Below are 22,073 nucleotides of genomic sequence, written 5' to 3'. Positions count from 1 at the left end.
GAGGAACGAGTCCGACGACCCGTGCTTCCACTTGGCCAGCGCTCCGCCGCTCCCATCCGTCCTGCCTGCCCGCGGCTATGGAATCGTAATGAAATAAAAAATGCATGTTCGGGAGCATCTTGACAGGTAGGCGCATGGGGCCGGCTGGGTAGACGCCGCGTTCATGGTGATCCGTCTCATTTGCGCCGGACATACCCCCCAGCAGGCCGAGCAGTGGGCGGCGGGGCTGGACTGCTGGGCTGGCGGCACCGACGAGGACNGGACCGCCTTCGCCTGCCACGTGGCGGGACTGTGGAGCATGCGAGCGGCGCGGTCGGACAGCCTTGCCGCTCAGAACCGAGCCGCCCTGGCGCGCAGCTATGCCGCGTGGCGCCTGAGGTGACCAGGACCGGTACGGCCACGAGGAGTCCCGTGATCTCGTCGTCTAGGCTACAGACGTGCTGCACTACTTCTTCACCGGGCTTCTGGTGGCGATGTCCGTCCTGATCGCCTGGTTCTCCGGTTACGTGGTCTACAAGCTGTACGAGGGTCAGCGTTGAGCGCCGGGAAGCGGTCCGCGGCCGGATCGGCGCGGTCCGACACGGCGACGAGCACCGTTGATCTGCACGCCAGCCTGCTACCGCTGGCCTTCCTCGTCGGGACCTGGCGGGGCGAGGGGGTCGGCGGCTACGAGGGCCTGGACGGATTCCACTACGGCCAGGAGATCACCTTCGCCGCGGACGGCCGCCCGGCGCTGGGATACGTGTCGCACACCTGGTGGGCGGACGAGCCCCGGGACGGCCGCGAGCCCGGCAGCCCGCTGGCGACCGAGACCGGGTTCTGGCGGGTCCAGCCCGGAGAGGACGGAAAGCCGGTCGTCGAGGNGATGCTGGCCCACCCGTTCGGCATCGCCGAGATCTACGTCGGCACGGTGACCGGCACCCGTATCGATCTCGATCACAACGTCCTGATCCGCACCGCCACCGCCCGTGACGTCACCCGGTCGGTGCGGCTCTACGGCCTGGTCGAGGGCTGCGATCTCGCCTATGCGATCGACATGGAGGCCGAGGGCAAGCCGATGCAGTCACACCTGTCCGCGCGCCTGCACCGCGTGTCCGACTGAGCCGACTCCGCGGAGGCGTCTCCAGCTGCCCGTCTACCAAGAGGTGCCCGTCCACCAAGAGTCACACTTCATTCACGGTATGACGGAGCCTTTGCGGAAGACATCGCACGCGCAACGACAGACCACGAACGGAACACGCGAAAACGTGTTCGGGCCTTCCCGGGATGCGCTTTCATGATCGCATGATGGCAGAGTCCGACGTACTCTTCGCGGTCGTCCTTTTCGCCGCCGCCGGCCAGCGTGCGGTCGACCGGATCATCGCGCCGTTCCCCGATCGGGGCTCCGCAGTGGCGTTTGCCCGCGACAACGGTCTGCACTGTTTCTCGATCGGCCCGATGGCCTTCGCCGTACCGACCACGGTTCCGCCACCGGCGACCACGGTTCCGCCACCGGCGAGCACCGTTTCGGCCGTCGTGTCACCGGCGGGAAACAACCGCGGGGGCCAGGTCCGGGCATGAGCACGGGGGCAACGTGAGCACGGGGGCAACGTGAGCACGGGGACAGCGGAAGAAACCCGCTGTCCCCGTCCGGCGAAGGAACGCGACGTCAGGCCGCGACCTCGACCTGGGTGTCGACCGGCTCACCCTGACGGGCGACGACCTTGCGCTCGCCGGTCGCGCCGGGGACAAGAGCCCGGACGGTCCACTGCCCCGGCCGCGCGAAGAAACGAAACTGACCCGTCGCGGACAACGGAACCTCGGCGGTGAAATCGCCGCCTTCGTCCAGCAGGCGGGCATAACCGGTCGAAACCGGCTCCCCGCCCTGCACCACGACCCCCTGGATCACGGTTTCCTTGGCCACGTCAATTCCCTCCACAGATGGTCCACCGCTGNTGGCGCCGCACATGGCTCACGCGCCCTTCTCGATCGGCACGCCGACGAGCGAGCCGTACTCGGTCCACGAACCGTCGTAGTTTTTCACGTTCGGCAGGTCGAGCAACTCGTGCAGCGCGAACCAGGTGTGCGCCGAACGCTCGCCGATACGGCAGTAGGCGATGATGTCCCTGGACAGGTCGACCCCGGCCTCGGTGTAGAGGCCGGTCAGCTCGTCATTGCTCTTGAACGTGCCGTCCTCGTTCGCGGTCTTCGCCCACGGGATGTTCTTCGCCGTGGGGATGTGCCCGGCCCGCTGGGACTGCTCCTGCGGCAGGTGCGCGGGAGCGAGCAGCCTGCCGGAGAACTCGTCGGGCGACCGGACGTCCACCAGGGCCTTCTCACCGATCGCGGAGATGACCTCCTCACGGAAGGCCCGGATGTCGGTGCGCGGCTCCGGGGCGGTGTAGCTGGTGGGCTGGCGCGGGGTGGCCTCGGTGGTCAGCTCACGGCTGTCGAGCTCCCACTTCTTGCGACCACCGTCGAGCAGGCGGACGTCGGCGTGGCCGTAGAGGCTGAAGTACCAGTATGCGTATGCGGCGAACCAGTTNTTNTTCCCGCCGTAGAGCACGACGATGTCGTCGTTCGAGATCCCCTTCTCGGAGAGAAGCTTCTCGAACTGCTCCCTGTTGATGAAGTCACGAATGACCGGGTCCTGAAGCTCGGACTTCCAGTCGAGACGCACCGCCCCCGGGATGTGCCCCTTGTCGTACGCGGAGACGTCCTCGTCGACCTCGACCAGGACGACCTTCGGGTCGTTACGGTTCGCTTCGACCCACGAGGCGTCGACCAGCGCCTTCTCACGACTCATGTGCGTGCTCCTTTCACGGCTATCGAATGGAGAAAAAGATACAGCTGGCACCCGAGACAGAACTCGAACGCCGCATTGAGGAGGGCCGCCACGAAGGCCAGGGCCACCGCGACGTAACCGAGTGCCGGCATCCCCGCGAAGAATCCCACGAGACCCACGACGCCGAAGATCGCGCCGACCAGCTGGGCGAACCGGGGCGGCGCGGCGTCCTCGGTGGCGGCCGGCGGCCCCAGCCTCGGCCGGATCAGGGAACGGAACACCAGCCCGTAGGGCGCGTGCCGGACCCCGGCCACCGCCCCCACCCCGAACACCACGGTCTGCGCGAGCAGCAACCAGCGGCTGCCGGCGAGCAGTATCACGGCGAGCATGATCGTGGTGACGGCAGCGGCGAACCGCATCCCACGAGGATCTACCACGAGAGCCTTCTCCTGACTTCCGGCTTGGACTACCCGCTCGGACGTGGCGATGCACCGGGGCCAGCCGATCACGGCTGAGGAACATCAACCCACGATCAGGAAAGACAACACAGACAGCTGTGTACGCGGCACAGATCGACCGCGCGGCGCTTCACAAGCTGTATCTGGGACATGGTTCGTGTCACGGTAGCAGTGAACGTCACGTCTGTGTTAACCCGCCGACGATGAATCCGAAGGATCACCATCTGCCCGATTGATCCCACCGGAAACGATCTCTTCGAGAGTGGCGAACACCGCCGCACGCGTCGGCGGGGCACCGCTCGCGCGCCGCACCTCCCTGCCATGACCGTCAACGATCAGTACCGTCGGAGTCCGCCTGATCCCCAGCCGACGGACGAGGTCGAGATGCGCCTCCGCATCAACCTCGACATGGCGTACCCCGGGCACGACCTCGGCAACCCCTGCCAGCACCCGACGGGTGGACCGGCAGGGGGCGCAGAACGCCGTGGAGAACTGCAGCAGCGTCGCCCGCTCCCCCATCGTCTCGCCCAGCGACGCGAACTCGGCCCGCAGCCCGCCGTCTACCGGCCGGAACCGTCCGTCCCGGACCCGCATGAGCACCCCCAGCCCGAGAGCAGCCACGGTCGCCACCGACAACACCCACATTCCGGTCACGGCTTCTACAGCATCCGACAGGCCCCGGCTCTTCCCGTCCAGGCCCCGCCGCGGCCCGACGATCGACTCACGCGGGCAGATGCCGGCCGACGAAATACACCAGTGGCGCCGCGGAGGCCAGCGGCAGGATGGCGGTGAGCAGGACGTCCGCGACCAGCGCCGAGGTGGCGACCGGGCCGACCCGCGGCTCGGCGTCGCGGGCCCGCGCCAGCACCAAATCGATGACGGCGGCCACGGCCGCTCCCGCCGCGGCGATCGCGACGGCGGCCCCCACCGCCAGGCGATCGGGGTCGAGGGCACCGAAGCCGGCCCCCAGCGCCGCGCCGACCAGAACGCCGACCGCCCCGGCCGGCACCACCGGAACGCCCGCCCATCCCACCAGCCGGCCCGCCACGACCGTGCCACCCGCGCCGAGAAGGCCGGCGATGACCAGCAGATCGGCCGGATGGTGCGCGCCGGACCCGACACGCAGCGCAAGGTAACCGGCGAAAAGCGCGCAGAAGATGATTCCACTCAGCGCCGCGGCGAGATCCGCACCGACCCGCACGGCAGGACCGGGCGGCGGACTCGAACCGTTGGCAGACACCGGGCTCGAACCATTGGCAGACACCGAGCCTGCCCCGGATACGGGAGCTGACCGGCGTCGGGCGAGCTGGTAGAGGATCATGACCGCCACGGCGATCCCGACGACGCCGGCCAACGATCCGTAGCTGGGCCGGTCCGAGGCCAACAGGACCACGTCACCGAGGACNCCCCAGGCCGCCACGAGCAGGGTGGTACCGGTCGACGCCCGGAGTATCCGGACCCAGGCCCAGGCAAACGCGATCTGTTCGACGATGAGGACCGCCGCGAGGGCTCCCGTGCCGAGGGCTGCGGCCGCCATCACCAGGCCGGTAGCCACCAGGGCCGCCAACGGCAAAGCACCCGGCGCCCATCGGGCTGCGGGGATGGACGCAGCCTCGTCCGGGACGAGGACGCCATGGGGCGTGCCGGGATCGCCTGCGCTCACCGGGCCATGCTGTCATGTCCGGCTCGGGCGGCTCACGTCGCGCCGTCCCAGCCGGGCGCGACCCCGGGCCGGGCGGCGAGGACCTCCGCGTCAACGGNCTCCCCAGCGGCGATAGCCTCCGGACCGACGATCTCCGGACCGACGACGAACAGCGTCATCCCCCGGCGAAGGGTGGGAGGGCCTCGACTACGCAACCGTCACGCAGGATGACCCCCGCCGGATCCCGCCGGCCCACGGGCTGGTCGTCGACGAGGTAGGAGCACCGTCGCAGCAGCGCCGGCAGGGTCCCGCCGTGGCGGGCCGCGACGACATCGAGCAGAGCGGCCAGCGTATCCGCGCCGATCTCCTCCTGGGACACCCCCGCGGCGTCCCTGGCGGCGGCCCAGTAGCGGACGGTCACCCGCGCGATCGACGCGGGCCGGCCCGCCCCTGCGGTCTCGTCCGTCACCGTCCTTCCGGCCCTTCGTCCGTCCTCGCGGCGGCGGTCCTCGCGGTCCTCGCGGTCCTCGCGGCGGCCAACGCGCGCGGATGTCTCAGCGTGAAATACCCGTCACGACAGCCGTGGACGATGAGCGGCGAGGTCGGTGCGACCGAACCAACTATCTTCACCGGAGAAGCGGGAATTGGTACGAACGCGTGGGGGCCGATACGCACCCGTAACAGGCGCCGTGCCACCATCCGGCCGGTGGGCCGCTCGGCCAGCCGATGGATCCGGCGCATCCGAGCGGTGTCCCGCACGAACCACCGGCTCGCCGCGCTCGCATTGGCTACCGCCTCCGGGGGATGCCGACGGCGATGGCTGTGGGCGGGCTCGCCCACCTGGATCAGCACGCCGTGCCGCGGCACGGCGGCACCGTCCACCGACCATCCCATCGACCATCCCGTGAGGCAGACCCGCTGGTAGCCGAGTCGACGGGCCGCGCCGGCAGCCACGCCGACGGCCGCACCGACATCCAGCACCTCGGGGTCACCGAAAGTGCACAGTCTGGTGGATCGGTCGTACGCTTGCAGATCCATGACCTGGACATCGGGATGTGGACGTAATCCGACCATCACTGTTTGCAGCGCCAGGCGTGACGTCGAACAGGAGAAGCCATGGGTGACCACTACAGCCAGATTGCGTGACGCACCGGGCACCCGACCGCTCCAGCGATCATGACTCGTGGTCGGGATCTCACCATCCGCCGTAGGTAGTGGCCCGTAGACGGTAGGAGCCGAGTAGGACACTCCGCTATCCTCCCCACATACCGGCCTTCGTTTCATGCCCATGACGGTCGTGAGACGCCCAGCGCCGGGCATCGAGTTACTCACCGGGTCGACGCTGCCCCACCACACACCACCTGGAGGAGTCGTCTTGAGCGTCGTCCTTTTGCTCACCAACGCCCCCGGTCCGTCCGCCGAGTCGTTTCCGTCGCTTGGGCTTCTCACCCACACCGTACGGGTCGCCCCGCTCGAGGCGAGCGCGCTGCTGGACGCCCCGCCGGTGGATGTGATCGTGGTGGATGGCCGCCGGGAGCTTGTGATCGCCCGCGGTCTGTGCCGGCTGCTACGCACCACCGGGCTCACCACGCCGCTGCTGGCGCTGGTGACCGAGGGTGGGCTGGCGGCGGTGTCCGCGGACTGGGGGGTTGACGACGTCGTCCTCGATTCCGCGGGTCCCGCCGAGGTCGAGGCCCGGTTGCGGCTGGCCATCGGTCGGGTCGCCGCCGCCGGCGGCACGGCCGAAGCCGGTGTCATCCGGTCCGGCGACCTGTCGGTCGACGAGACCACCTACTCGGCCAAGTTGCGGGGCCGGCCGCTCGAGCTCACCTTCAAGGAGTTCGAGCTGCTGAAGTACCTCGCGCAACACCCGGGCCGGGTCTTCACCCGCGCCCAGCTGTTGCAGGAGGTCTGGGGTTACGACTACTACGGCGGCACCCGCACGGTGGACGTCCACGTCCGGCGGCTGCGAGCGAAGCTCGGCCCCGAGCACGAAGCGATGATCGGTACTGTTCGGCACGTCGGGTACAAGTTCGTCGCGCCGCCCATCGCACCGCTGCCGGAGAACACCCCCGGGGAGGTCGGCCGGATCGGCCGTGACGAGTCCCGGACCCCCGAGCGGGTCTGACGTCNCCGCGGACNCCCGTCCGCCGCGTGGCATCCCGGCNCCCCGGCNCCCCGGGCACCGCCAGTAGGACGGCATCGCCGGCGCGAGGCCGAATCCTGGCTCCAGGAGCCAGGATTCGGCCTCGCGTCCGGAGCCTCCCGACCGGGGCCTCGCTACCGGGCCTCGCGACCGGGGCCTCCCGACCGCACCGTCGAGGGCCGCCCAGCGTCATACGGTCGTCCGGTGACCTCGCTGAGCTGGCAGCAGACCCTGAGCGCCATGGACGTGGACGACATCGTGAGCCTCCTCGCCGCCGCGGAGCGGGCGGACGGCACCGGGCCGGTGTCCGAGGACGTCCGGCTGGCCCTCCGGCCCGGACTGCGGATCGGCGCCGGCCGGCACCTGCTGGCCGTGTCGGCCGCCGCGGACACGAGCGCCCCGAATGTCCCGGACACCCCTGGTGACCAGAACGCCGCGGACACGTCGACCATGCCGGGCCGCGTCCCCGCCGGGCGGATCATCGGCTACGCCCATCTGGGCGGCGTGGACCAGGCACGGCAGGCCGAGGTTGTCGTCCATCCCGACCACCGCGGACGCGGCGTCGGCACGGCCCTGGTTGGCGGACTGACCGAGGCCCTCGCGGCGCCGTCGTCCCGCCTCGACATCTGGGCCCACGGCGACCTGCCGGCCGCCGCGGCACTGGCTACCCGGCTCACGTTCACTCGCACGAGGGTGCTGCTCCAGCTTCGGCGACCGCTGGCGGCCGGGACGCCCCTGCCGGACCCCCGGCTGCCGGCCGGTGTGACGGTCCGCACCTTCGTCCCCGACCAGGACGACCGGGCCTGGCTGGCCGTCAATGCGGCCGCCTTCGCTGATCATCCGGAGCAGGGCCGGTGGACCCTGGACGATCTGGCCCGGCGCCGGGCCGAGCCGTGGTTCGACCCGCGTGGCTTCTTCCTCGCGGAGCACGACGGCGCACTCGTCGGCTTCCACTGGACGAAGGTGCACGAGACCGACCAGACGCCGCCACGGAACGCGCAGCCGGGGCCCATCGGCGAGGTCTACGTGGTGGGCGTGCTCCCGGGGGCGGGCGGCGCGGGACTCGGCCGGGCACTTACCCTGATCGGCCTGCGGCATCTGCAGGCCGAGGGGCTCGACTCGGTCCTGCTGTACGTGGACGAGGACAATGTCCGCGCCGTGCGGATGTACACCGGACTCGGCTTCATCACCTACGTCCGCGACGTCTCCTACCACTGGGAGAGGCCGTCCACGGGTTGATCCGGCCAGGGCCGGAAGGCACCCGTGGCTCAGGCGCCCTGACGGGTCGCCAGGCCGCGCGCGGGGGCGGAGTCGCCGTGATCGACGTCTATCACGGCACTCAGGTTCGTGACATGCAGCAGGCGGTAGGCGTCCTCGTTGAGGTTACGCAGCACGAGACGGCCACCGGCCGAGCGCTGACGCTGGTGGGCGAACAGGATGACCGCCAACCCCTGCGAGTCGAGGAAGCTCACCTGCTCCAGATCCACGATGATCTCTTTTACTCCGGCGACCCGTGCGTCGAGCAGTGCCTCGCGCAGGGGATCCAGGGACGAATAGTCGATGTCGCCGGCCGGATGCACGACGATGGCATCACGGTCGGTCACCTCAACCCGCACGCTTGGCTCCATGGCTCCGCTTGCGACCGGACGGCGTGAGCGCCACGAGAAGCCGGCCGGGCTGCCTCCCGTGTCGCGCCGCGCCTTTGGGCAAGCGCGACCATGGCCCCGTACCCCGACCGAGGTACTTCCACACGCGGCCGACCTCGCCAGGGGCGACTTCTCATCGCGCGTCCGTCAGCACGCTTGTCCGCGCCCCGCCCGTCGTCATCCGCCCGTCGTCATCCGCCCGTCCGTCCCGCATGCTCCCCGCCGCGCGGGATGGGATGACGAGCTGCCCGATGAGAGCGTCTACGCATGGACATCGACCCGCCCCGGACCCCGCCCCGGACCCCGGATGACACTCCCCCGGACGTCATCACCTTCATCGGCCGGATCGACGGCACGGTCATCACCGTGGGAACGCAGCCCAGCGTCCCGCGGAGAACCCCGGTCGTCGTTCTCCGCACCCAGTCGGCCCTGCTCGACGTTCTCTGCGTCGCGCATCTCGTGCCGGACGAGGCGCACCGGCTCGCCGCTCTGTTGTCCAGCGCCGCGCTCTCCAGCGTGGGGCGCTCCGCGTCCCGGCCCTCCGGCGCTGCACCGCCGCCTGCCGACCTCGCCTGCGGGGTCCGCTCGCGGCACATCATCTCCGCTGAGGAAGGATCGAGCGCCGCGGAGCTCCGTCACGCGCTGGCTCTGCTACCGGCGGGGGCACGGCTCGTCGATTTCGTCTCCGACACCGACGTCGCCCTCATCTTCAGCGTCGACGATCCACCCTGGCCGACGATCAATCTGGGCGGGGGGCCGTCCGGGTGACCGAAGGTCCGAGGCCTGACCATGCGCCGCTTTGATCATCGAAAGGACGGCCAGAGCCGTGCGGGCAGCGGGCCGATCCTACAGGCACCCAGCAGGGGCAGACACCCGACAGGCCACGCCGCCGTCCCGGCCAGGTCCGGAATCCCACGAGGAGGAGCACTAGCTTCACCGAGAGTGATTGATCGTACAAGTCTGTTCGCATCCCCGGCCCAGGACAGCCCGACGACGCCGGTAGCGACACCGATGACGCTCGCCCGCGCCGCCACCGGACTGCGCCCAGTAATCAACGCTACCGGCGTCCTGCTCCACGGAGGGCTCGGCCGAGCTCCCCTGTCCGCGGCCGCCCGCGCGGCCCTCGACCTGGCAGCCGGCACGACCGACCTCGAGCTTGACCTCGGGACCGGACGGCGAGGACGACGAGGACGTACCGCCCTGGCCGCGTTGGCAGCCGCGGTGCCCGCGGCGGCGGGCGTGCACATCGTCAACAACAACGCGGCAGGGCTGATCCTCGCGGTGACGGCGCTGGCCGGGCGGCGGGAGATCGTGGTGAGCCGCGGGGAGCTGGTGGAGACGGCGGACGGGTTCCGGCTGCCCGAACTGCTGGTCTGCACCGGGGCTCGACTGCGGGAAGTCGGCACCACCAACCGCACGACGCTCGGGGACTACGCCGACGCGATCGGGCCGGAGACCGGGCTCGTGCTGCACGTGCATCCGTCCNGCTATCAGGTGGTGGGGCTGACTGACACCCCTGCGATCAACGATCTTGCCGCGCTCTGCGCCGATTTCGAGATCCCCCTCGTCGGTGACTGCGGCTCCGGGCTGCTACNCCCCGAGCCGCTCCTCGCCGATGAACCCGACGTCACGACCTGGCTCGGCTTCGGCGTTAACGTGGTCACGACCAGCGCGGACAAGCTGCTCGGCGGGCCTCAGTGCGGCCTGCTGCTGGGACGCGCCGACCTGATCGACCGGATACGTCGGCATCCGATGGCCCGGGCAATGCGGGTCGGAAAGCTCACACTCGCCGCGCTGGAAGCCACCCTCAGCCATCCCGACTCCCCGGTCAGGCAGGCGTTGCACGCCCGACCGGAACGGCTGACAACGCGGGCCGAGACGCTCGCCGCGTGGCTACGGCGTTCGGGCATCGCAGCCTCGGCTGTGGCGAGTCGTGCGGTCGTTGACGGTGGCGGGGGTGGATCGTCGCCGCTGCCGAACGACGCCGCATTCCGTCGATCGGGCGGCCACCGGCGCGAGGGCGCACGAGACGAAGACGGCATGGCCCCGGCGGGCCCGGAGAGTGGTCTGACGATCAAAGGGTTCGGCGGCTTCGGCCCGGAGCTGCCAAGCGCCGCGGTGGCCCTGGACGCAGTCATCGCCGCCCCCCTGCGCCAGGGCGAGCCGTCCGTGTTGGGCCGGGTGGAGCAGGGATGCTGCCTGCTCGATCTGCGGACCGTTCCGGTGGAACTCGATCCCGTCCTCGCCGCCGCCGTGCTGGCTGCCGCGACCGAAGCCGGCGCGACCACGATCACCGACGCCCCGACCGAGCCGCACATCGCCGAGGATGCCGACGTCATGACGATCGAATCCATGGCCATCCCGCGCGCCACCGTGCCCGGCCGACGGGCGCCGTGAGCCTCGGCCGCCCCTACGACTCCCCGGCGTTCGCCGGCGTTCGCCGGCGCGGTGAGACGGCTGGGTTCGGTCGCCGCCGCGCTGACCCTGCTCTGCTACGGGCTCGTCCACCTGCTCGTCTGGCCCGGCGCACCCACGGGGACCCCGGATGAACGGTACCGGTGGAACGGGGAGTCCACGCTGCTCGACTCGTTCACGATCAGTGGACGGCCGATCCAGACCTCCACCTAACGCTAAAACGACGGAGAAATAAGCGATTCACGGTTCGCTCGGCGACGGCGGGGACCCGCATCGCTTCTTCGCACGTGGCGGGCCCGCTGACGGGCCCAGACATCAGGGCATTATAGAGCAAATGTTTCAAATCCGGCATATAACTCAAACTTCCGATTCAGGAATCTTGATTACCCATCGGCATCGATATACCGCTTACTGGGACCAGGGGCCGTAGAGGTGGTTCAGTACGTCGTTGTGTACTGGTTGTGCTGATTGTGATCCTTTAAGGAGTGCGGCGGATGCAGTCGGCCACCTCGGATAGCGGCGTCCAAGGAGTCACGCAATGAGCGGGTACGACTATTCGGTTGCCATCCTCGGTAGCGGCATCGCCGGCTCGACGCTGGCCAATATCCTCGCCCGACACGGTCACCGCGTGGTTCTGATTGACAGTGGCACGCATCCACGTTTCGCGCTCGGGGAGTCGACCATCGGTGAGACGACCTATCTGCTGAAGTTGCTCGCCCAGCGGTTCGACGTCCCCGAGCTCGGCCATGTGAGCAGCTTCGAGGGCGTCCGCTCCCACGTCACCTCGGCCTGCGGAGTGAAGCGCAACTTCGGATTCGTCTACCACCACGAGGGTGCGCTCCAGAACCCCGAAGAGGTCACTCAGTGCAGCGTTTCGGAGTTTCCGAACGGCCCGGAAATGCACATGCACCGCCAGGACATCGATGCTTACCTCTTCTATACGGCCGTCCGTTACGGAGCCGAACCGCGGCAACGCACGATGGTGGAAAAAGTCGACTTCGCCGACGACGCCGCGACGCTGACGACAGGGGCCGGCGAACGGATCCGCGTTCGCTACGTCGTCGACGCCTCAGGACGCAACTCCGTGTTGGCGAACCAGTTCGCCCTGCGAGAGGATCCCTGCCGGTTCCGGACGAACTCCCGCACCCTGTTCACCCACATGGTGGGGGTCACCCCCTTCGACGAGGTGACCCTCCCGAGCGGGCAGCCGTCGCTGTGGCACCAAGGCACCCTGCACCATCTGTTCGACGGCGGCTGGCTGTGGGTGATCCCGTTCGACAATCACCAGCGGGCCACCAACCCACTGTGCAGCGTCGGGCTCAACCTCGACTCGCGACGCTTCCCCAGGGATCCCTCGGTACCCGCCGAGCAGGAATGGAACGCTTATCTTGAGCGGTTCCCCAGTATCGCGCGCCAGTTCGCCGGTGCCCGGCCCGCCTGGGACTGGATCTCCACCGGTCGCACCCAGTACTCCAGCTCGCGGACGGTCGGTGACCGCTGGGCGATGATGTCCCACGCAGCCGGGGCGATCGACGCGCTGTTCTCCCGTGGCATGGCCAACACCATGCAGGTCATCTACGCCCTCGCACCAACCCTGATAGAGGCCCTCGCCGACGACGACTTCTCGGCGGAACGCTTCGGCCACATCGACACGCTCAACCAGACGATCCTGGACGTCAATGACAAGCTCGTACACGGCTCCTATGTCTCGTTCCGCGACTTCGACCTGTGGCGGGCGTGGTCGAAGGNGTGGTTCCTGGGCTGGAACATGGGCATCTCCCGGATCGTCGGAACCTACTTCGGCTATCTGGAAAAGGGCGATCCGGCGCTGTTCGACCGCCTGCTCGACGCGCCACATCTGGGCACTTTCTGCCCCGATCTGCCGGAATTCCAGCCCTTCTTCGACTCGCTCAGCGCCGTGATGGACGAGGTCGAGGCCGGCCGGCTGGCCCCGGCCGCCGCCGTCGAACGGCTCGCCACTCTGCTGGGCGGCGCCGACTTCCTCCCCGCTCCGCTCCGGCTGGGCGATGTGCTGCGCCGCTGGCACGACGGCTCCTTCGAAGCCCAGCGCCGCATGTACGAGTGGGGGCGCACGAGTTCCCCCGAGCCGCTCCGCCGCTGGTACGAGTACGACCTCGACGACCTGCTCACCCGCACGGGTGGGGTGCCCACTCCGGCAACCCTCTAAAGGTCGGGCCGCTGAGGGTCGGGGCCATCCCGCCTCCATCCGCGACGGGATCGTCCTGATCGACGGCACCCGCGGAACGGCGAGAACAGCCCGCAGAACGGCGAGAGCAGGGAGGACGGAGGACGGAGGACGGAGGACGGCGATACGATCGGCGCCCTCGCCCTCTGCCTGGGCCAGGGGCATGGAGGGAGCCGCGGTGATGGAGACAATCATCCAGAATCGGGAGGACTGGATCCGGACGACGCCGGATCCGGCGTCGTCGTCCGTCCGCACCACGCCCCATTCACCGGCCTGCGCCCTGCTGGCGGCAAGGGTCATCGAGGAGATGCTGGGCGAGCTGACGTTCCACCATCTCGGCATCCTCGTCGCGGACCTCGACGCTGCCCGGGAACGGTATGCCGTCTCCCTCGGGGTCGATGCGTGGGAGTCGCGGGTCGTCTCCGGCCCCGCCGTCTGGCGCGATCGACCGATCATGATCGAGGACGTCCGGATCGCGTTCGGCCGCTTCGGCAGCAGCCTGGTCGAGCTGGTGGAACCCGGCGAGCGGCCGTGGACAGGGCGGGAAATTCTCGACCAACGTGGCGAGGGGTTGTTCTCCATCGGCTACGAGGTCGACGACCTGCCGGCGTGCCTGCACCGGGCGGTCGCCGCGGGATGCCTGGTCGAGCAACTCCGGCCGGACGCTCGGAACCCGCGACGGGCCTATCTCGACGCGGGTTCCGGACTACTGATCGAACTCATCCCCGGGGGTGCCGGACAGAACGGTTGGTGATCACTGTCCGAAACCTGCCGTCCTCGCGGGCTTGTCCTGGCGGCCATCCAAATGTCATCATCAATCGAGGCCGCCCGGCACCCCCCGAGCCGGGCGGCCTCCCTGCAGGTACGGGCCTTCCGATGTTCCGCGGGCGCCGCTATGTTGCCGTGCGCATCTCCCCCGTCACTAGCAGCCAGCGTAAAGGCGAGAACCTCCAAACCGCCGGCGTCGAGAGATGAAGCATTAACAACACTCGTTGACAACATCCGTTGACAACACCCGTCACCCGTTCCTCGAACCAGAAAAGGCCAAGCCGTCAGGAGCCGTGAACGGCAATCCCGATGATCACACCGATGAGCGTCGTCGCGATGGCGACGAAGGTTGCAATCTTCCCCCGTCCGCTGCCCTGGTTCGGCCTGGTCACCGGTCCCGACCGGCAAGATGCTCCGCGACAAAGCGTTCCATGCCGGCGACGAAGGCACGCGCGTCCTCGGCGGGCCAGTCGTCGAGCATGCGCTGGAAGACGTCGGCCAGCCGACGCCGAGAGCGATCGATGGCGGCCCGGCCCTCGTCGGTGAGCGTCAGGCGGACCGCGCGGGCGTCATCGGGATCGGCCGAACGGCGCAGCAACCCGAGCGCCTCGAGACGATCACTGTGCCGGCTCACCACCGAACGGTCGATGCCGATCTCCATGCTCAGCTTGCGCGCCGTGGTCGGGCCCGTACGGGCCAGACCGTTGAGCACGGGGTAGACAGCCTCGTCGAGTCCGACGTCCGCCGAGGAGAGCAACTCCCCGAACAGACGCGTCCGGTTCGGCCGGGTCAGGAGAAGTCCGAGCGCTGTCGCGAGCCTCGCGCCGTCGTCTGAACCCACCACACGACCCTACTCTGCGTGCACCATGCACCAATTCGTGCGGGGTGCGGATCCACGCGGGGGCACCGACCCACGCGGGGCGTCGGTGGCGCGCGGGAGCGACGAAGACGCACGGAAGGAGGAAGTGCGATGGCTCACACCCGACCCGGCGGAAGGGTGCGACTGCCGGGCACGGCAGAATTGCCGGGGCGGCCCCGTGCAGAACCACCGCAAGGCACCAGGCAGGCGCCAGCACGCGACCGCGGATCCGGAAGGCACACCGTGACGGGCATGCTCACAGCACAGCGGACGAGTCCGATCGAGCAGATCACCGCCGATCATCGACGGGTCTCGGTGGACCTCGGCTCACGCAGCTATCCGATCGATATCGGTCCCGGGGTCCGCCGAATCCTGCCCGACATCGTCGCGCGGATCGGCGCCCGGCGGGCCGTCATCGTCTCGGCGCGGCCGCAGGACGCGGTTCCCGACCCGGGCGTGCCGGTACTGCGGCTGGCCGCACGGGACGGCGAGGCGGACAAGAACCTGTCGAACGTCGAGGCGCTCTGCGGCCGGTTCGCGGCTTTCGGGCTGACCCGGTCGGACGTCGTCATCTCCTGCGGCGGGGGNACCACCACGGACGTCGTCGGGCTCGCCGCGGCATTGTACCACCGCGGCGTGGCGGTGGTACACCTCCCGACATCCCTGCTCGCCCAGGTGGACGCGAGCGTCGGCGGGAAGACGGCGGTGAACCTGCCCGCCGGCAAGAACCTCCTCGGTGCCTACTGGCAACCCAGCGCCGTCCTCTGCGACACCGACCACCTGCGGACCCTGCCCCGGCGGGAGTGGATCAACGGCTACGGCGAGATCGCGCGGGCCCACTTCATCGGCACCGGGGACCTGCGCGGTCTGCCGGTGACGGAGCAGATCACCGCCAGCGTGGCGCTCAAGGCCGCCGTCGTCGCTCGGGACGAACGGGACTCAAGCCTGCGCCACATCCTCAACTACGGCCACACCCTGGGGCATGCCCTGGAGCGCGTCACCGACTTCGTGCTGCGCCACGGTGAGGCGGTGGCGATCGGCACCGTGTTCGCCGGCCGTCTCGCCGGGGAGCTCGGCCGGATCGGGGACGATCGGGTCCGCGAGCACCTGGACGTGGTCCGCGGCTACGGGCTGCCGACGGCCCTGCCCACCGAGGCGGACGCCGCCGAACTCGTCGCCGTGATGCGTCTGGACAAGAAGTCGACGAACACCGGCCTCACCTTCGTGCTCGACGGTGCGGACGGCCCACAGCTGGTGGGCGACATTCCGGAGGACCTGGTCATGAAGACGCTCGGCGACATGCCGCGCGGGCCGCTGGCCTGACGCCCGTGCCACCGGCCGCGCATGCTGTCACGGGCGCCACCCGTCTGTTCGCCGTCGTCGGGGATCCCGTCGAACAGGTACAGGCGCCGTCGTTACTCAATCCGCTGTTCGACGAACTCGGGCTTGACGCCGTCCTCGTACCGGTGCACGCCCGGCAGGCGGACTTCCCCGCCGTGCTCGATGGACTCCGGCGCATCGAGAACCTGGACGGCATCCTGATCACGATTCCGCACAAGGCCGCCGCCTGCGCCCTTGCCGACGAACGCAGTCCGGCGGCCGCGATCAGCGGGAGCGCCAACGCACTGCGCCGCGGCCCGTCCGGGCGCTGGCAGGCCGACAACTTCGACGGAGCGGGATTCGTCCGGGGACTGACGGCCGCCGGACGTCCGGTGGCCGGAACGCGGGTCTCGCTACTGGGCGCGGGCGGCGCCGGCAGCGCCATCGCGGCCGCGCTGCTCGACGCCGGCAGCACACGGCTGTCGATCTACGATCCGGATCGGGAGAAGCGCGACGGCCTGCTCGCCCGCCTCGACGAGCATTGGCCGGACCGCGCCGTCGGCGTCGCGACACCCCTGCTGCACGATGTCGATCTCGCGGTGAACGCCACGCCGCTCGGCCTGCGTCCGAACGATCCGCTCCCCTTCCCGCCGGATGGGCTCGCGGCGGGCTGCGTCGTGGCGGACATCATCATGAAACCGCCCGACACCCGCCTGCTGCGGGCCGCGGCCGCACTCGGCCTGCCGACCCATCCGGGCATCCACATGCTCGCCCACCAGATCGGCTTCTACCGCTCGTTCTTCGATCTCGTCCCGGCGGCACCCGCCTGACGACCTGCGAGGGCTCATGCGTGCACCATCCCCAACCGGCTGTCTGGGTATCGACGTGGGCGGCACCAAGGTCGCGCTGCGCATCGAGGCCGCACAGGCCGGGACGGCACAGGCCAGGACAGCACAGGCCAGGACAGCACAGGCCGGGGCCGCACAGGCCGGGACGAACCCGATGGGAGGCGACGAGCAGATCGGCCCGAGCAGGCCGAGCGGACCGGAGGGTCCCGTCAGGCCGGTGGAGACAACCTTCCAGTGGTCGCCGTCGGCGACCGCCACCCAGGACATCGACGATCTCGCCGCACACGTTGCCGCGCTGACTGCCCGATGGGGCGGTCGGGTTGACGCCGTCGGCGTGGCGATGCCCGCGACCATCGACGCCGCCGGCCGGGTCACAACATGGCCGGGCCGGCCGGCCTGGACCGGGCTCGACCTCGGCGCCGCGCTGCGGGATCTGCTGCCGGGCAGCACCGTGGTCTGCGGCGACGACGGCGATCTGGCCGCGCTCGCAGAGGCGGACGCGGCCGGCTGTGAGAACGTGGTCTACCTGGGAGTCGGGACGGGCGTCGGCGGCGGGATCGTGCTCGGCGGCCGGTCCTGCCCGGGGCCCGGTCGCGGCTCCAGCGAGATCGGACATCTGATCATCTCGTCCGACGGGCCCAGCTGCGACTGCGGCCGCCGCGGATGTGTGCAGGCAACCGCGTCCGGGCCGGCCACCCTGCGCCGGGCCACCCAGCGGCGTGGTGCGGAGGTGACCTTCGCCGAACTGCGCGCAGCCTGGCTCGCGGCCGACGCCTGGGCGGTGCGGACGGTGGGCGAGAGTGCCGCGGCGATCGCCACGGCCGTCATCGGGCTGACCGAACTGCTGCATCCCGCGATGGCGGTGGTCGGCGGCGGGTTCGCGGCCGGCCTGCCTGGATTTCCGCGGGCGGTCGCCGAGCACGCCCAGACCCTTGCCCGTCCGGGACATCCGCCCGCGCCCGTCCGCCCAGCGTTGCTGGGCGGCCTGTCCTCCCTGTTCGGAGCGCTCCTGGCGGCTCAGTCGCCGGCGAGGATCGGCCGGCTGGCCTGAGCCGCGGGGACACCGGCGGTGCCGGCGGGTTCGACCGGGTGCGGCCGGAGAAGGGACAGCAACTCCGCGGGCCGGCGCAGCACCGCGTCCGGCCCGGCCGCGACCAGCTCGGCGCCGTCCGCCTCGCCCCATAGCGCGGCCACCGCCATCACGCCGGCCGCACGCGCGCTCTCCAGGTCGGCGACCGCGTCCCCGATCATCATCGCCTCATTCGGCGCCACGCCCAACAGCTCAAGTGCCCGGTTCACGATGTCCGGCGCCGGCTTGGGACGGGCGATCTCATCAGAGCCGATGACATAATCGAAGATCGGCAGAATGTCGAGCTCACCCAGCAGGTGCCGGGCCCGTGGACCCGCCTTGCCGGTGGCGACCGCGAGCCCGAGGCCGCGCTCGTGCAGGCTCCGCAGCAGCGCGGCGACCCCTTCGAAGAGCACCACCTGGTGGGCCAGCCGATAGCTCTCGCGGACGAACGGCTCCTCCATCTCCAGCGGCAAATTCATAATCCGCATGATGTCCGGGAAGTAGCGTCCCAGGTGCCGGTTGTACTGCTCGAACGGGGGCTCGCCGGGACCCACGACCTCGGCGTAGGCGATCGTGAACGCCTGCCGCATCACTCCGAAGCTGTCGACCAGCACCCCGTCGAGATCGAAGATGACCGCACGTTTCCGTGTTCCGGACGCCGCACCGGTCCCGATGGTCGTCCCCGCACCGGTCCCGGTGGTGGTCATGGCCGACCAGGGTTTCAGCTCAGTTCCCACGTGCCCCCCCGGGCTCGACGTTGGGTGCCGTTCGATATTCGTGACACAGGTCGTGACACAGGTCGTGGATGCGTGACCTCAGCGAGTCGCGTGCGCGAGCGGCGCGACGGACCGGTGCGAGCGCGCGGAGTCGTAGAACCTCTCGATGGCGGCGATCGTCGGGCGGACCTCCTCGATCGCCCGCCCCCGGGACGCGGGATCCGCCAGCAGCGCGGGCAGTTCATCGAGCTGGCGGCGGTACTCCGTTCCGATCGGTTCGTCGGGCACAGGCACCGCCACGGTCTCGCCGGCCCGGGTGCGGGTCAGAACCGAACGATCCTGCCGGTTTGGACCGAAACCGAACGTGCAGCGCAGCGACGCGGTGCCCGCGGCACCCTCGACGTTGATCAGGGTGACGTCCCGGGCCTCGTGCGAGGCCCAGCTCGCCCGCAACGACACCGAGACCCCGTTCTCGGTGACCAGGAAGCCACGTGCGGTGTCCTCGACGTCACCGCCGACGCCGACAGCCGGCCCGGTGCCATCGTCGTGACGCCAGGAGGCCGCCCAGGAGCCGTCGCTGACGAAGTCGTCCGAGATCGTCCCGACCACCTGCTGGAAACGGACGCTGCCCAGCAGCGGGGTGAGGGTGTCGAGCAGGTGCCAGCCGAGGTCTACCAGGGCTCCGCCGCCGGAGAGGTCCCGCCGGGTGAACCAGCCACCGGCGTCGGGAATGCCCCGGGCCCGGATCCAGGCGAGATCGACGTGCCGGATGGCACCGAGCCCGTCGGCGAGCTCGTAGAGCCGGCTGACATCCGCCCGGTACCGCGCGGCGCTCCCAGCGAGCAGGATGGTGTCGCCCGCGCGCTCGGCCGCCGCGAGCCGGTCGGCCTCGGCCGAGCTCAGGCACACCGGCTTCTCCAGGAAAACCGGAATACCGGCGCTCAGCAGCCGGGCTGCGATCTCGGCGTGCCGGTGGTTGGGCACCGCCACGACCGCGAGGTCGACCTGAGTCCGGTCGATCTCGTCGACGTCGGCGAGCACGGCCAGGCCCGGGTCGGCCCCGGCCGCCGCCCGGCGGGCCCCGGAATCGGAATCGACGGCCGTGACCACGACGAACTCCGGGTGTTCTCGCAGCCGGGGAAGCCAGATCGACCGGCCGGCCCAGCCCAGCCCCACCACGGCGACCCGCAGCGGAGTCCGCGTGGGGTTGCCGGTCTCGCCTCGGCTCACAGCTCGGCCAGGGTCTCGGCCACGATGGCCGCGACCTGGTGCATCTGTTCTTCGGTGCCGAGCAACGTCCGATGGTGCAGCCAGACGCCGTCCGCGCTGATCGCCTCGGTGTTCGGGCAGCGCTTCGCGATCTCGTCCACCGTTTCGTCCGGGGCACCGGTCTCCCAGAAGCCGTTGGACCGGTAGATCGCCCGGAACGCGGCGAAAGCGGGCAGCCCGCGGTCCACAAGGGCGTCGACGAACGCGTTGCGGCGCTCCTCACTGAACCCGGGCAACCGGAACATCGCCATGTAGTGCGGATTGCGGTCACACCGGTCGTCGCGGCCCTGCGGGACGACACCCGGGATGTCGGCAAGCGCGCCCGCCAGCACCGGCCAGCGCTCCTCACGCGTGTCAATCTGGCCGGCCAGGCGGCCGAGCTGGGCACGCAGGACCGCGGCGGAGAACTCGTTGAGCCGGAAATTCGACCCGGAGGTCNGGTGGAGGTACCGGCGGTCCGTGCGTGGCCGCCCGCAACTGTGCCGCAGGAAGCCGAGTTCGTACAGCTCGGCGTCGGGGAAGGTGACGGCGCCGCCCTCGCCGGCGGTCATGAGCTTGCCGTTCTGGAAGCTGAACGCCGCCACCGAGCCCAGCTCGCCGAGCTTCTTACCCTGCCACTGCGCACCGTGCGCGTGCGCCGCGTCCTGGATCAGCGGANCCCCGGCATCCGCGGACAGCTTCGCCAGGGCGTCCATGTCGCAGACCTGGCCCGCCATATGCACCGGCATGATCGCCCGAGTGCGCGGGGTCACCGCGGCCGCCGCGGCGGTGACCCCGATGCAGTACGTGCCCGGGTCGATGTCGACCGGCACGGCCACCGCGCCGAGGCGCTGGGCCGCCTGCGAGGAGGAGATGAAGGTGAACGCCGGCACGATGACCTCACTGCCGGGTCCGACCCCCAGGACCTGCAACGCGAGCTCCAACGCGTGCGTCCCGTTGGTTACGGCGAGGGCGTAGCCGGCCCCGTGGTAGGCAGCGAATTCCCGCTCGAAAGTGTCGACCTCACTGCCGCCCATGCGCCACCACTGGCCCTGTTCCAATGCCCGGATCAGACCACCGCGCTCCTCGTCGGAGTACTGCGGCCAGGCCGGCAACTCCGGCGCTGGCCGTGCTCTACCGATCATGATCCCCACCCTTTTCTTGCCCGTGACCGTATCGTTGTTCTTCGCGCCGGGATCGAGGTTCCGTCGGCGGTTCCATTATCGCGATCGGCGAAGGAATCTACGCGAGAGGATGCATGACGGACGGTACCTCGGTACCCCCGGGTTCCCCATCGCCCTCCGGACATGACACGCTAATATCAACGGACAGACTACAGATAGACTTGATAAGAACACCCCAGCTGGCCCTTTCTGCTTGCGGGTGTCCAGCAGGTGGCTTTGCTATAAATGTGGGGTTCCGGATCAGAAACGCCGACCATCGAGCCGGCCAGCATGTCTGTGAGGCGCCGTGACCACGCTACTTCTCCTGAATGGCCCCAATCTGGGCATACTCGGCCGACGCCAGCCGGAAGTCTACGGCACGGCGACACTGGCCGATATCGAGGCGGCCGTCGCGGCTCGGATCTCGGACCGCGGATGGAAACTTGTCTCCGTACAACGTGAATCCGAAGGTGAATTGATCCACACCATTCAGGATAATTACGACTCGATCGGTGCGATCGTCAATCCAGGTGCGCTGATGATGTACGGCTGGAGCCTTCGTGACGCTTTGGCCAATTATCCGAACCCGTGGATCGAGGTCCATCTCTCCAATGTCTGGGCTCGGGAGTCCTTCCGGCACGAATCCATTCTCTCGGCGCTCGCCCGGGGAGTGATCGTCGGCCTGGGGGCCCTCGGATACGAGCTTGCCGCTCAGGCACTGCTGGACCTCGTCCCCACGCCGAGCTGAGACGTCCCGCCGGACCGGGAACGACTCTTCGGATGACTGGTCACGCGAAGTGGC

At 69.7% G+C, this 22,073-nt stretch carries 26 protein-coding genes; 13 read left to right on the top strand and 13 right to left on the bottom strand.

What is annotated here, in order from left to right:
* The first annotated feature begins 535 nt into the window (after positions 1–535).
* Together ALLO2_RS02555 and ALLO2_RS02550 are read left to right on the top strand one after the other, a co-directional pair.
* On the top strand, positions 536–1,102 hold the full coding sequence (locus ALLO2_RS02555) for an FABP family protein (protein ID WP_035729478.1): 567 nt from the start codon (positions 536–538) through the stop codon (positions 1,100–1,102).
* A gap of 185 nt (positions 1,103–1,287) precedes the next feature.
* On the top strand, positions 1,288–1,560 hold the full coding sequence (locus ALLO2_RS02550; RefSeq protein WP_330218913.1) for a hypothetical protein: 273 nt from the start codon (positions 1,288–1,290) through the stop codon (positions 1,558–1,560).
* An 88-nt stretch (positions 1,561–1,648) separates the two neighbouring features.
* Here ALLO2_RS02550 and ALLO2_RS02545 read toward each other — a convergent pair whose 3' ends face one another.
* The 8 genes from ALLO2_RS02545 to ALLO2_RS02515 all read right to left on the bottom strand — a co-directional run bounded on the left by ALLO2_RS02545 (position 1,649) and on the right by ALLO2_RS02515 (position 5,902).
* Entirely contained in the window at positions 1,649–1,948 is a 300-nt protein-coding gene (locus ALLO2_RS02545; RefSeq protein WP_035729474.1) for a DUF1416 domain-containing protein, read from the bottom strand.
* Between the two features lie 3 nt (positions 1,949–1,951).
* Positions 1,952–2,785: a sulfurtransferase gene (locus ALLO2_RS02540; RefSeq protein ID WP_035729472.1), complete on the bottom strand. Its 834-nt coding sequence runs from the start codon at positions 2,783–2,785 to the stop codon at positions 1,952–1,954.
* Positions 2,782–3,201 carry a DUF4395 domain-containing protein gene (locus ALLO2_RS02535; protein WP_011434912.1) on the bottom strand — a complete coding sequence of 140 codons (420 nt, stop codon included), beginning with the start codon at positions 3,199–3,201 and terminating at the stop codon, positions 2,782–2,784. Before ALLO2_RS02535 ends, ALLO2_RS02540 begins: the two co-directional genes overlap by 4 nt.
* A 95-nt stretch (positions 3,202–3,296) precedes the next feature.
* Entirely contained in the window at positions 3,297–3,374 is a 78-nt protein-coding gene (locus ALLO2_RS28010; RefSeq protein WP_369807770.1) for an Ms5788A family Cys-rich leader peptide, read from the bottom strand.
* 37 nt (positions 3,375–3,411) lie between these two features.
* Complete coding sequence (locus tag ALLO2_RS02530) at positions 3,412–3,876, bottom strand: thioredoxin family protein (protein WP_063578215.1); 465 nt, start codon at positions 3,874–3,876, stop codon at positions 3,412–3,414.
* A 67-nt stretch (positions 3,877–3,943) separates the two neighbouring features.
* Complete coding sequence (locus ALLO2_RS02525; protein WP_023839836.1) at positions 3,944–4,885, bottom strand: hypothetical protein; 942 nt, start codon at positions 4,883–4,885, stop codon at positions 3,944–3,946.
* A 154-nt stretch (positions 4,886–5,039) separates the two neighbouring features.
* A complete protein-coding gene (locus ALLO2_RS02520; RefSeq protein ID WP_035729657.1) occupies positions 5,040–5,294 on the bottom strand; it encodes a MoaD/ThiS family protein in 255 nt (84 codons plus the stop codon).
* A 35-nt stretch (positions 5,295–5,329) separates the two neighbouring features.
* The gene (locus ALLO2_RS02515; protein WP_051623861.1) at positions 5,330–5,902 is read right to left on the bottom strand and encodes a hypothetical protein; all 573 of its coding nucleotides are present in this window, start codon (positions 5,900–5,902) and stop codon (positions 5,330–5,332) included.
* A 337-nt stretch (positions 5,903–6,239) separates the two neighbouring features.
* On the opposite strand from ALLO2_RS02515, the gene ALLO2_RS02510 reads away from it, so the two are divergent.
* Both ALLO2_RS02510 and mshD read left to right on the top strand, forming a co-directional pair.
* A complete protein-coding gene (locus ALLO2_RS02510) occupies positions 6,240–6,992 on the top strand; it encodes a response regulator transcription factor (RefSeq protein ID WP_011434907.1) in 753 nt (250 codons plus the stop codon).
* Between the two features lie 222 nt (positions 6,993–7,214).
* Complete coding sequence (mshD, locus tag ALLO2_RS02505) at positions 7,215–8,249, top strand: mycothiol synthase (protein WP_023839839.1); 1,035 nt, start codon at positions 7,215–7,217, stop codon at positions 8,247–8,249.
* Between the two features lie 29 nt (positions 8,250–8,278).
* On the opposite strand, the gene ALLO2_RS02500 is transcribed toward mshD, so the two are convergent.
* Positions 8,279–8,638 carry an STAS domain-containing protein gene (locus tag ALLO2_RS02500; RefSeq protein ID WP_035729468.1) on the bottom strand — a complete coding sequence of 120 codons (360 nt, stop codon included), beginning with the start codon at positions 8,636–8,638 and terminating at the stop codon, positions 8,279–8,281.
* A 285-nt stretch (positions 8,639–8,923) separates the two neighbouring features.
* Here ALLO2_RS02500 and ALLO2_RS02495 point away from each other — a divergent pair, with 285 nt between their 5' ends.
* From ALLO2_RS02495 to ALLO2_RS02475, 5 genes are all read left to right on the top strand, one after another.
* The gene (locus ALLO2_RS02495; protein WP_011434904.1) at positions 8,924–9,424 is read left to right on the top strand and encodes a hypothetical protein; all 501 of its coding nucleotides are present in this window, start codon (positions 8,924–8,926) and stop codon (positions 9,422–9,424) included.
* A gap of 21 nt (positions 9,425–9,445) precedes the next feature.
* Complete coding sequence (gene selA, locus ALLO2_RS02490; RefSeq protein WP_035729466.1) at positions 9,446–11,053, top strand: L-seryl-tRNA(Sec) selenium transferase; 1,608 nt, start codon at positions 9,446–9,448, stop codon at positions 11,051–11,053.
* A 51-nt stretch (positions 11,054–11,104) separates the two neighbouring features.
* Positions 11,105–11,284, top strand: coding sequence for a hypothetical protein (locus ALLO2_RS02485; RefSeq protein ID WP_023839841.1), 180 nt, complete (start codon positions 11,105–11,107; stop codon positions 11,282–11,284).
* 325 nt (positions 11,285–11,609) lie between these two features.
* Positions 11,610–13,259 (top strand): NAD(P)/FAD-dependent oxidoreductase, encoded by a 1,650-nt coding sequence (locus ALLO2_RS02480; protein WP_035729464.1) that lies wholly within the window; start codon positions 11,610–11,612, stop codon positions 13,257–13,259.
* Positions 13,260–13,458: 199 nt separating this feature from the next.
* The gene (locus ALLO2_RS02475) at positions 13,459–14,031 is read left to right on the top strand and encodes a VOC family protein (RefSeq protein ID WP_108913486.1); all 573 of its coding nucleotides are present in this window, start codon (positions 13,459–13,461) and stop codon (positions 14,029–14,031) included.
* Between the two features lie 402 nt (positions 14,032–14,433).
* On the opposite strand, the gene ALLO2_RS02470 is transcribed toward ALLO2_RS02475, so the two are convergent.
* A complete protein-coding gene (locus ALLO2_RS02470) occupies positions 14,434–14,886 on the bottom strand; it encodes a MarR family winged helix-turn-helix transcriptional regulator (protein WP_011434900.1) in 453 nt (150 codons plus the stop codon).
* Between the two features lie 270 nt (positions 14,887–15,156).
* Here ALLO2_RS02470 and ALLO2_RS02465 point away from each other — a divergent pair, with 270 nt between their 5' ends.
* The 3 genes from ALLO2_RS02465 to ALLO2_RS02455 are packed head-to-tail and all read left to right on the top strand — an operon-like array spanning position 15,157 to position 18,123.
* Positions 15,157–16,227, top strand: coding sequence for a 3-dehydroquinate synthase (locus tag ALLO2_RS02465; protein WP_011434899.1), 1,071 nt, complete (start codon positions 15,157–15,159; stop codon positions 16,225–16,227).
* Between the two features lie 5 nt (positions 16,228–16,232).
* Complete coding sequence (locus ALLO2_RS02460; protein ID WP_011434898.1) at positions 16,233–17,054, top strand: shikimate dehydrogenase; 822 nt, start codon at positions 16,233–16,235, stop codon at positions 17,052–17,054.
* 16 nt (positions 17,055–17,070) lie between these two features.
* Positions 17,071–18,123 (top strand): ROK family protein, encoded by a 1,053-nt coding sequence (locus tag ALLO2_RS02455; protein WP_023839846.1) that lies wholly within the window; start codon positions 17,071–17,073, stop codon positions 18,121–18,123.
* On the opposite strand, the gene ALLO2_RS02450 is transcribed toward ALLO2_RS02455, so the two are convergent.
* The 3 genes from ALLO2_RS02450 to ALLO2_RS02440 form a co-directional block, all read right to left on the bottom strand.
* On the bottom strand, positions 18,090–18,851 hold the full coding sequence (locus ALLO2_RS02450) for an HAD-IA family hydrolase (protein ID WP_023839847.1): 762 nt from the start codon (positions 18,849–18,851) through the stop codon (positions 18,090–18,092). The two genes, ALLO2_RS02455 and ALLO2_RS02450, sit on opposite strands and share 34 nt — an antisense overlap.
* A 108-nt stretch (positions 18,852–18,959) precedes the next feature.
* Positions 18,960–20,090: a Gfo/Idh/MocA family protein gene (locus tag ALLO2_RS02445; RefSeq protein WP_023839848.1), complete on the bottom strand. Its 1,131-nt coding sequence runs from the start codon at positions 20,088–20,090 to the stop codon at positions 18,960–18,962.
* Positions 20,087–21,253, bottom strand: a complete 1,167-nt coding sequence (locus ALLO2_RS02440) for a DegT/DnrJ/EryC1/StrS family aminotransferase (protein WP_035729647.1) — start codon at positions 21,251–21,253, stop codon at positions 20,087–20,089. The genes ALLO2_RS02445 and ALLO2_RS02440 overlap by 4 nt, the downstream gene beginning before the upstream one ends.
* A 325-nt stretch (positions 21,254–21,578) precedes the next feature.
* Between ALLO2_RS02440 and ALLO2_RS02435 the strand changes: the two genes are divergently transcribed.
* A complete protein-coding gene (locus tag ALLO2_RS02435) occupies positions 21,579–22,019 on the top strand; it encodes a type II 3-dehydroquinate dehydratase (RefSeq protein WP_023839850.1) in 441 nt (146 codons plus the stop codon).
* Positions 22,020–22,073: the final 54 nt, after the last annotated feature.

It is taken from the genome of Frankia sp. Allo2, from assembly GCF_000733325.1.
In the GTDB taxonomy this organism is placed as follows: Bacteria; Actinomycetota; Actinomycetes; order Frankiales; family Frankiaceae; genus Frankia; species Frankia casuarinae.
Note: the sequence above shows the minus strand (reverse complement) of the source record. Positions and strands in the feature narration are given on the sequence as shown.

Excerpts from the sequence above, each read along its gene's own strand:
- ALLO2_RS02495 (WP_011434904.1), top strand. The coding sequence starts at position 8,924 with ATGGACATCGACCCGCCCCGGACCCCGCCCCGGACCCCGGATGACACT.
- ALLO2_RS02550 (WP_330218913.1), top strand. The coding sequence starts at position 1,288 with ATGGCAGAGTCCGACGTACTCTTCGCGGTCGTCCTTTTCGCCGCCGCC.
- ALLO2_RS02500 (WP_035729468.1), bottom strand. The coding sequence starts at position 8,638 with ATGGAGCCAAGCGTGCGGGTTGAGGTGACCGACCGTGATGCCATCGTC.
- ALLO2_RS02515 (WP_051623861.1), bottom strand. The coding sequence starts at position 5,902 with ATGGATCTGCAAGCGTACGACCGATCCACCAGACTGTGCACTTTCGGT.
- ALLO2_RS02455 (WP_023839846.1), top strand. The coding sequence starts at position 17,071 with ATGCGTGCACCATCCCCAACCGGCTGTCTGGGTATCGACGTGGGCGGC.
- ALLO2_RS28010 (WP_369807770.1), bottom strand. The coding sequence starts at position 3,374 with ATGTCCCAGATACAGCTTGTGAAGCGCCGCGCGGTCGATCTGTGCCGC.
- ALLO2_RS02450 (WP_023839847.1), bottom strand. The coding sequence starts at position 18,851 with ATGACCACCACCGGGACCGGTGCGGGGACGACCATCGGGACCGGTGCG.
- ALLO2_RS02475 (WP_108913486.1), top strand. The coding sequence starts at position 13,459 with ATGGAGACAATCATCCAGAATCGGGAGGACTGGATCCGGACGACGCCG.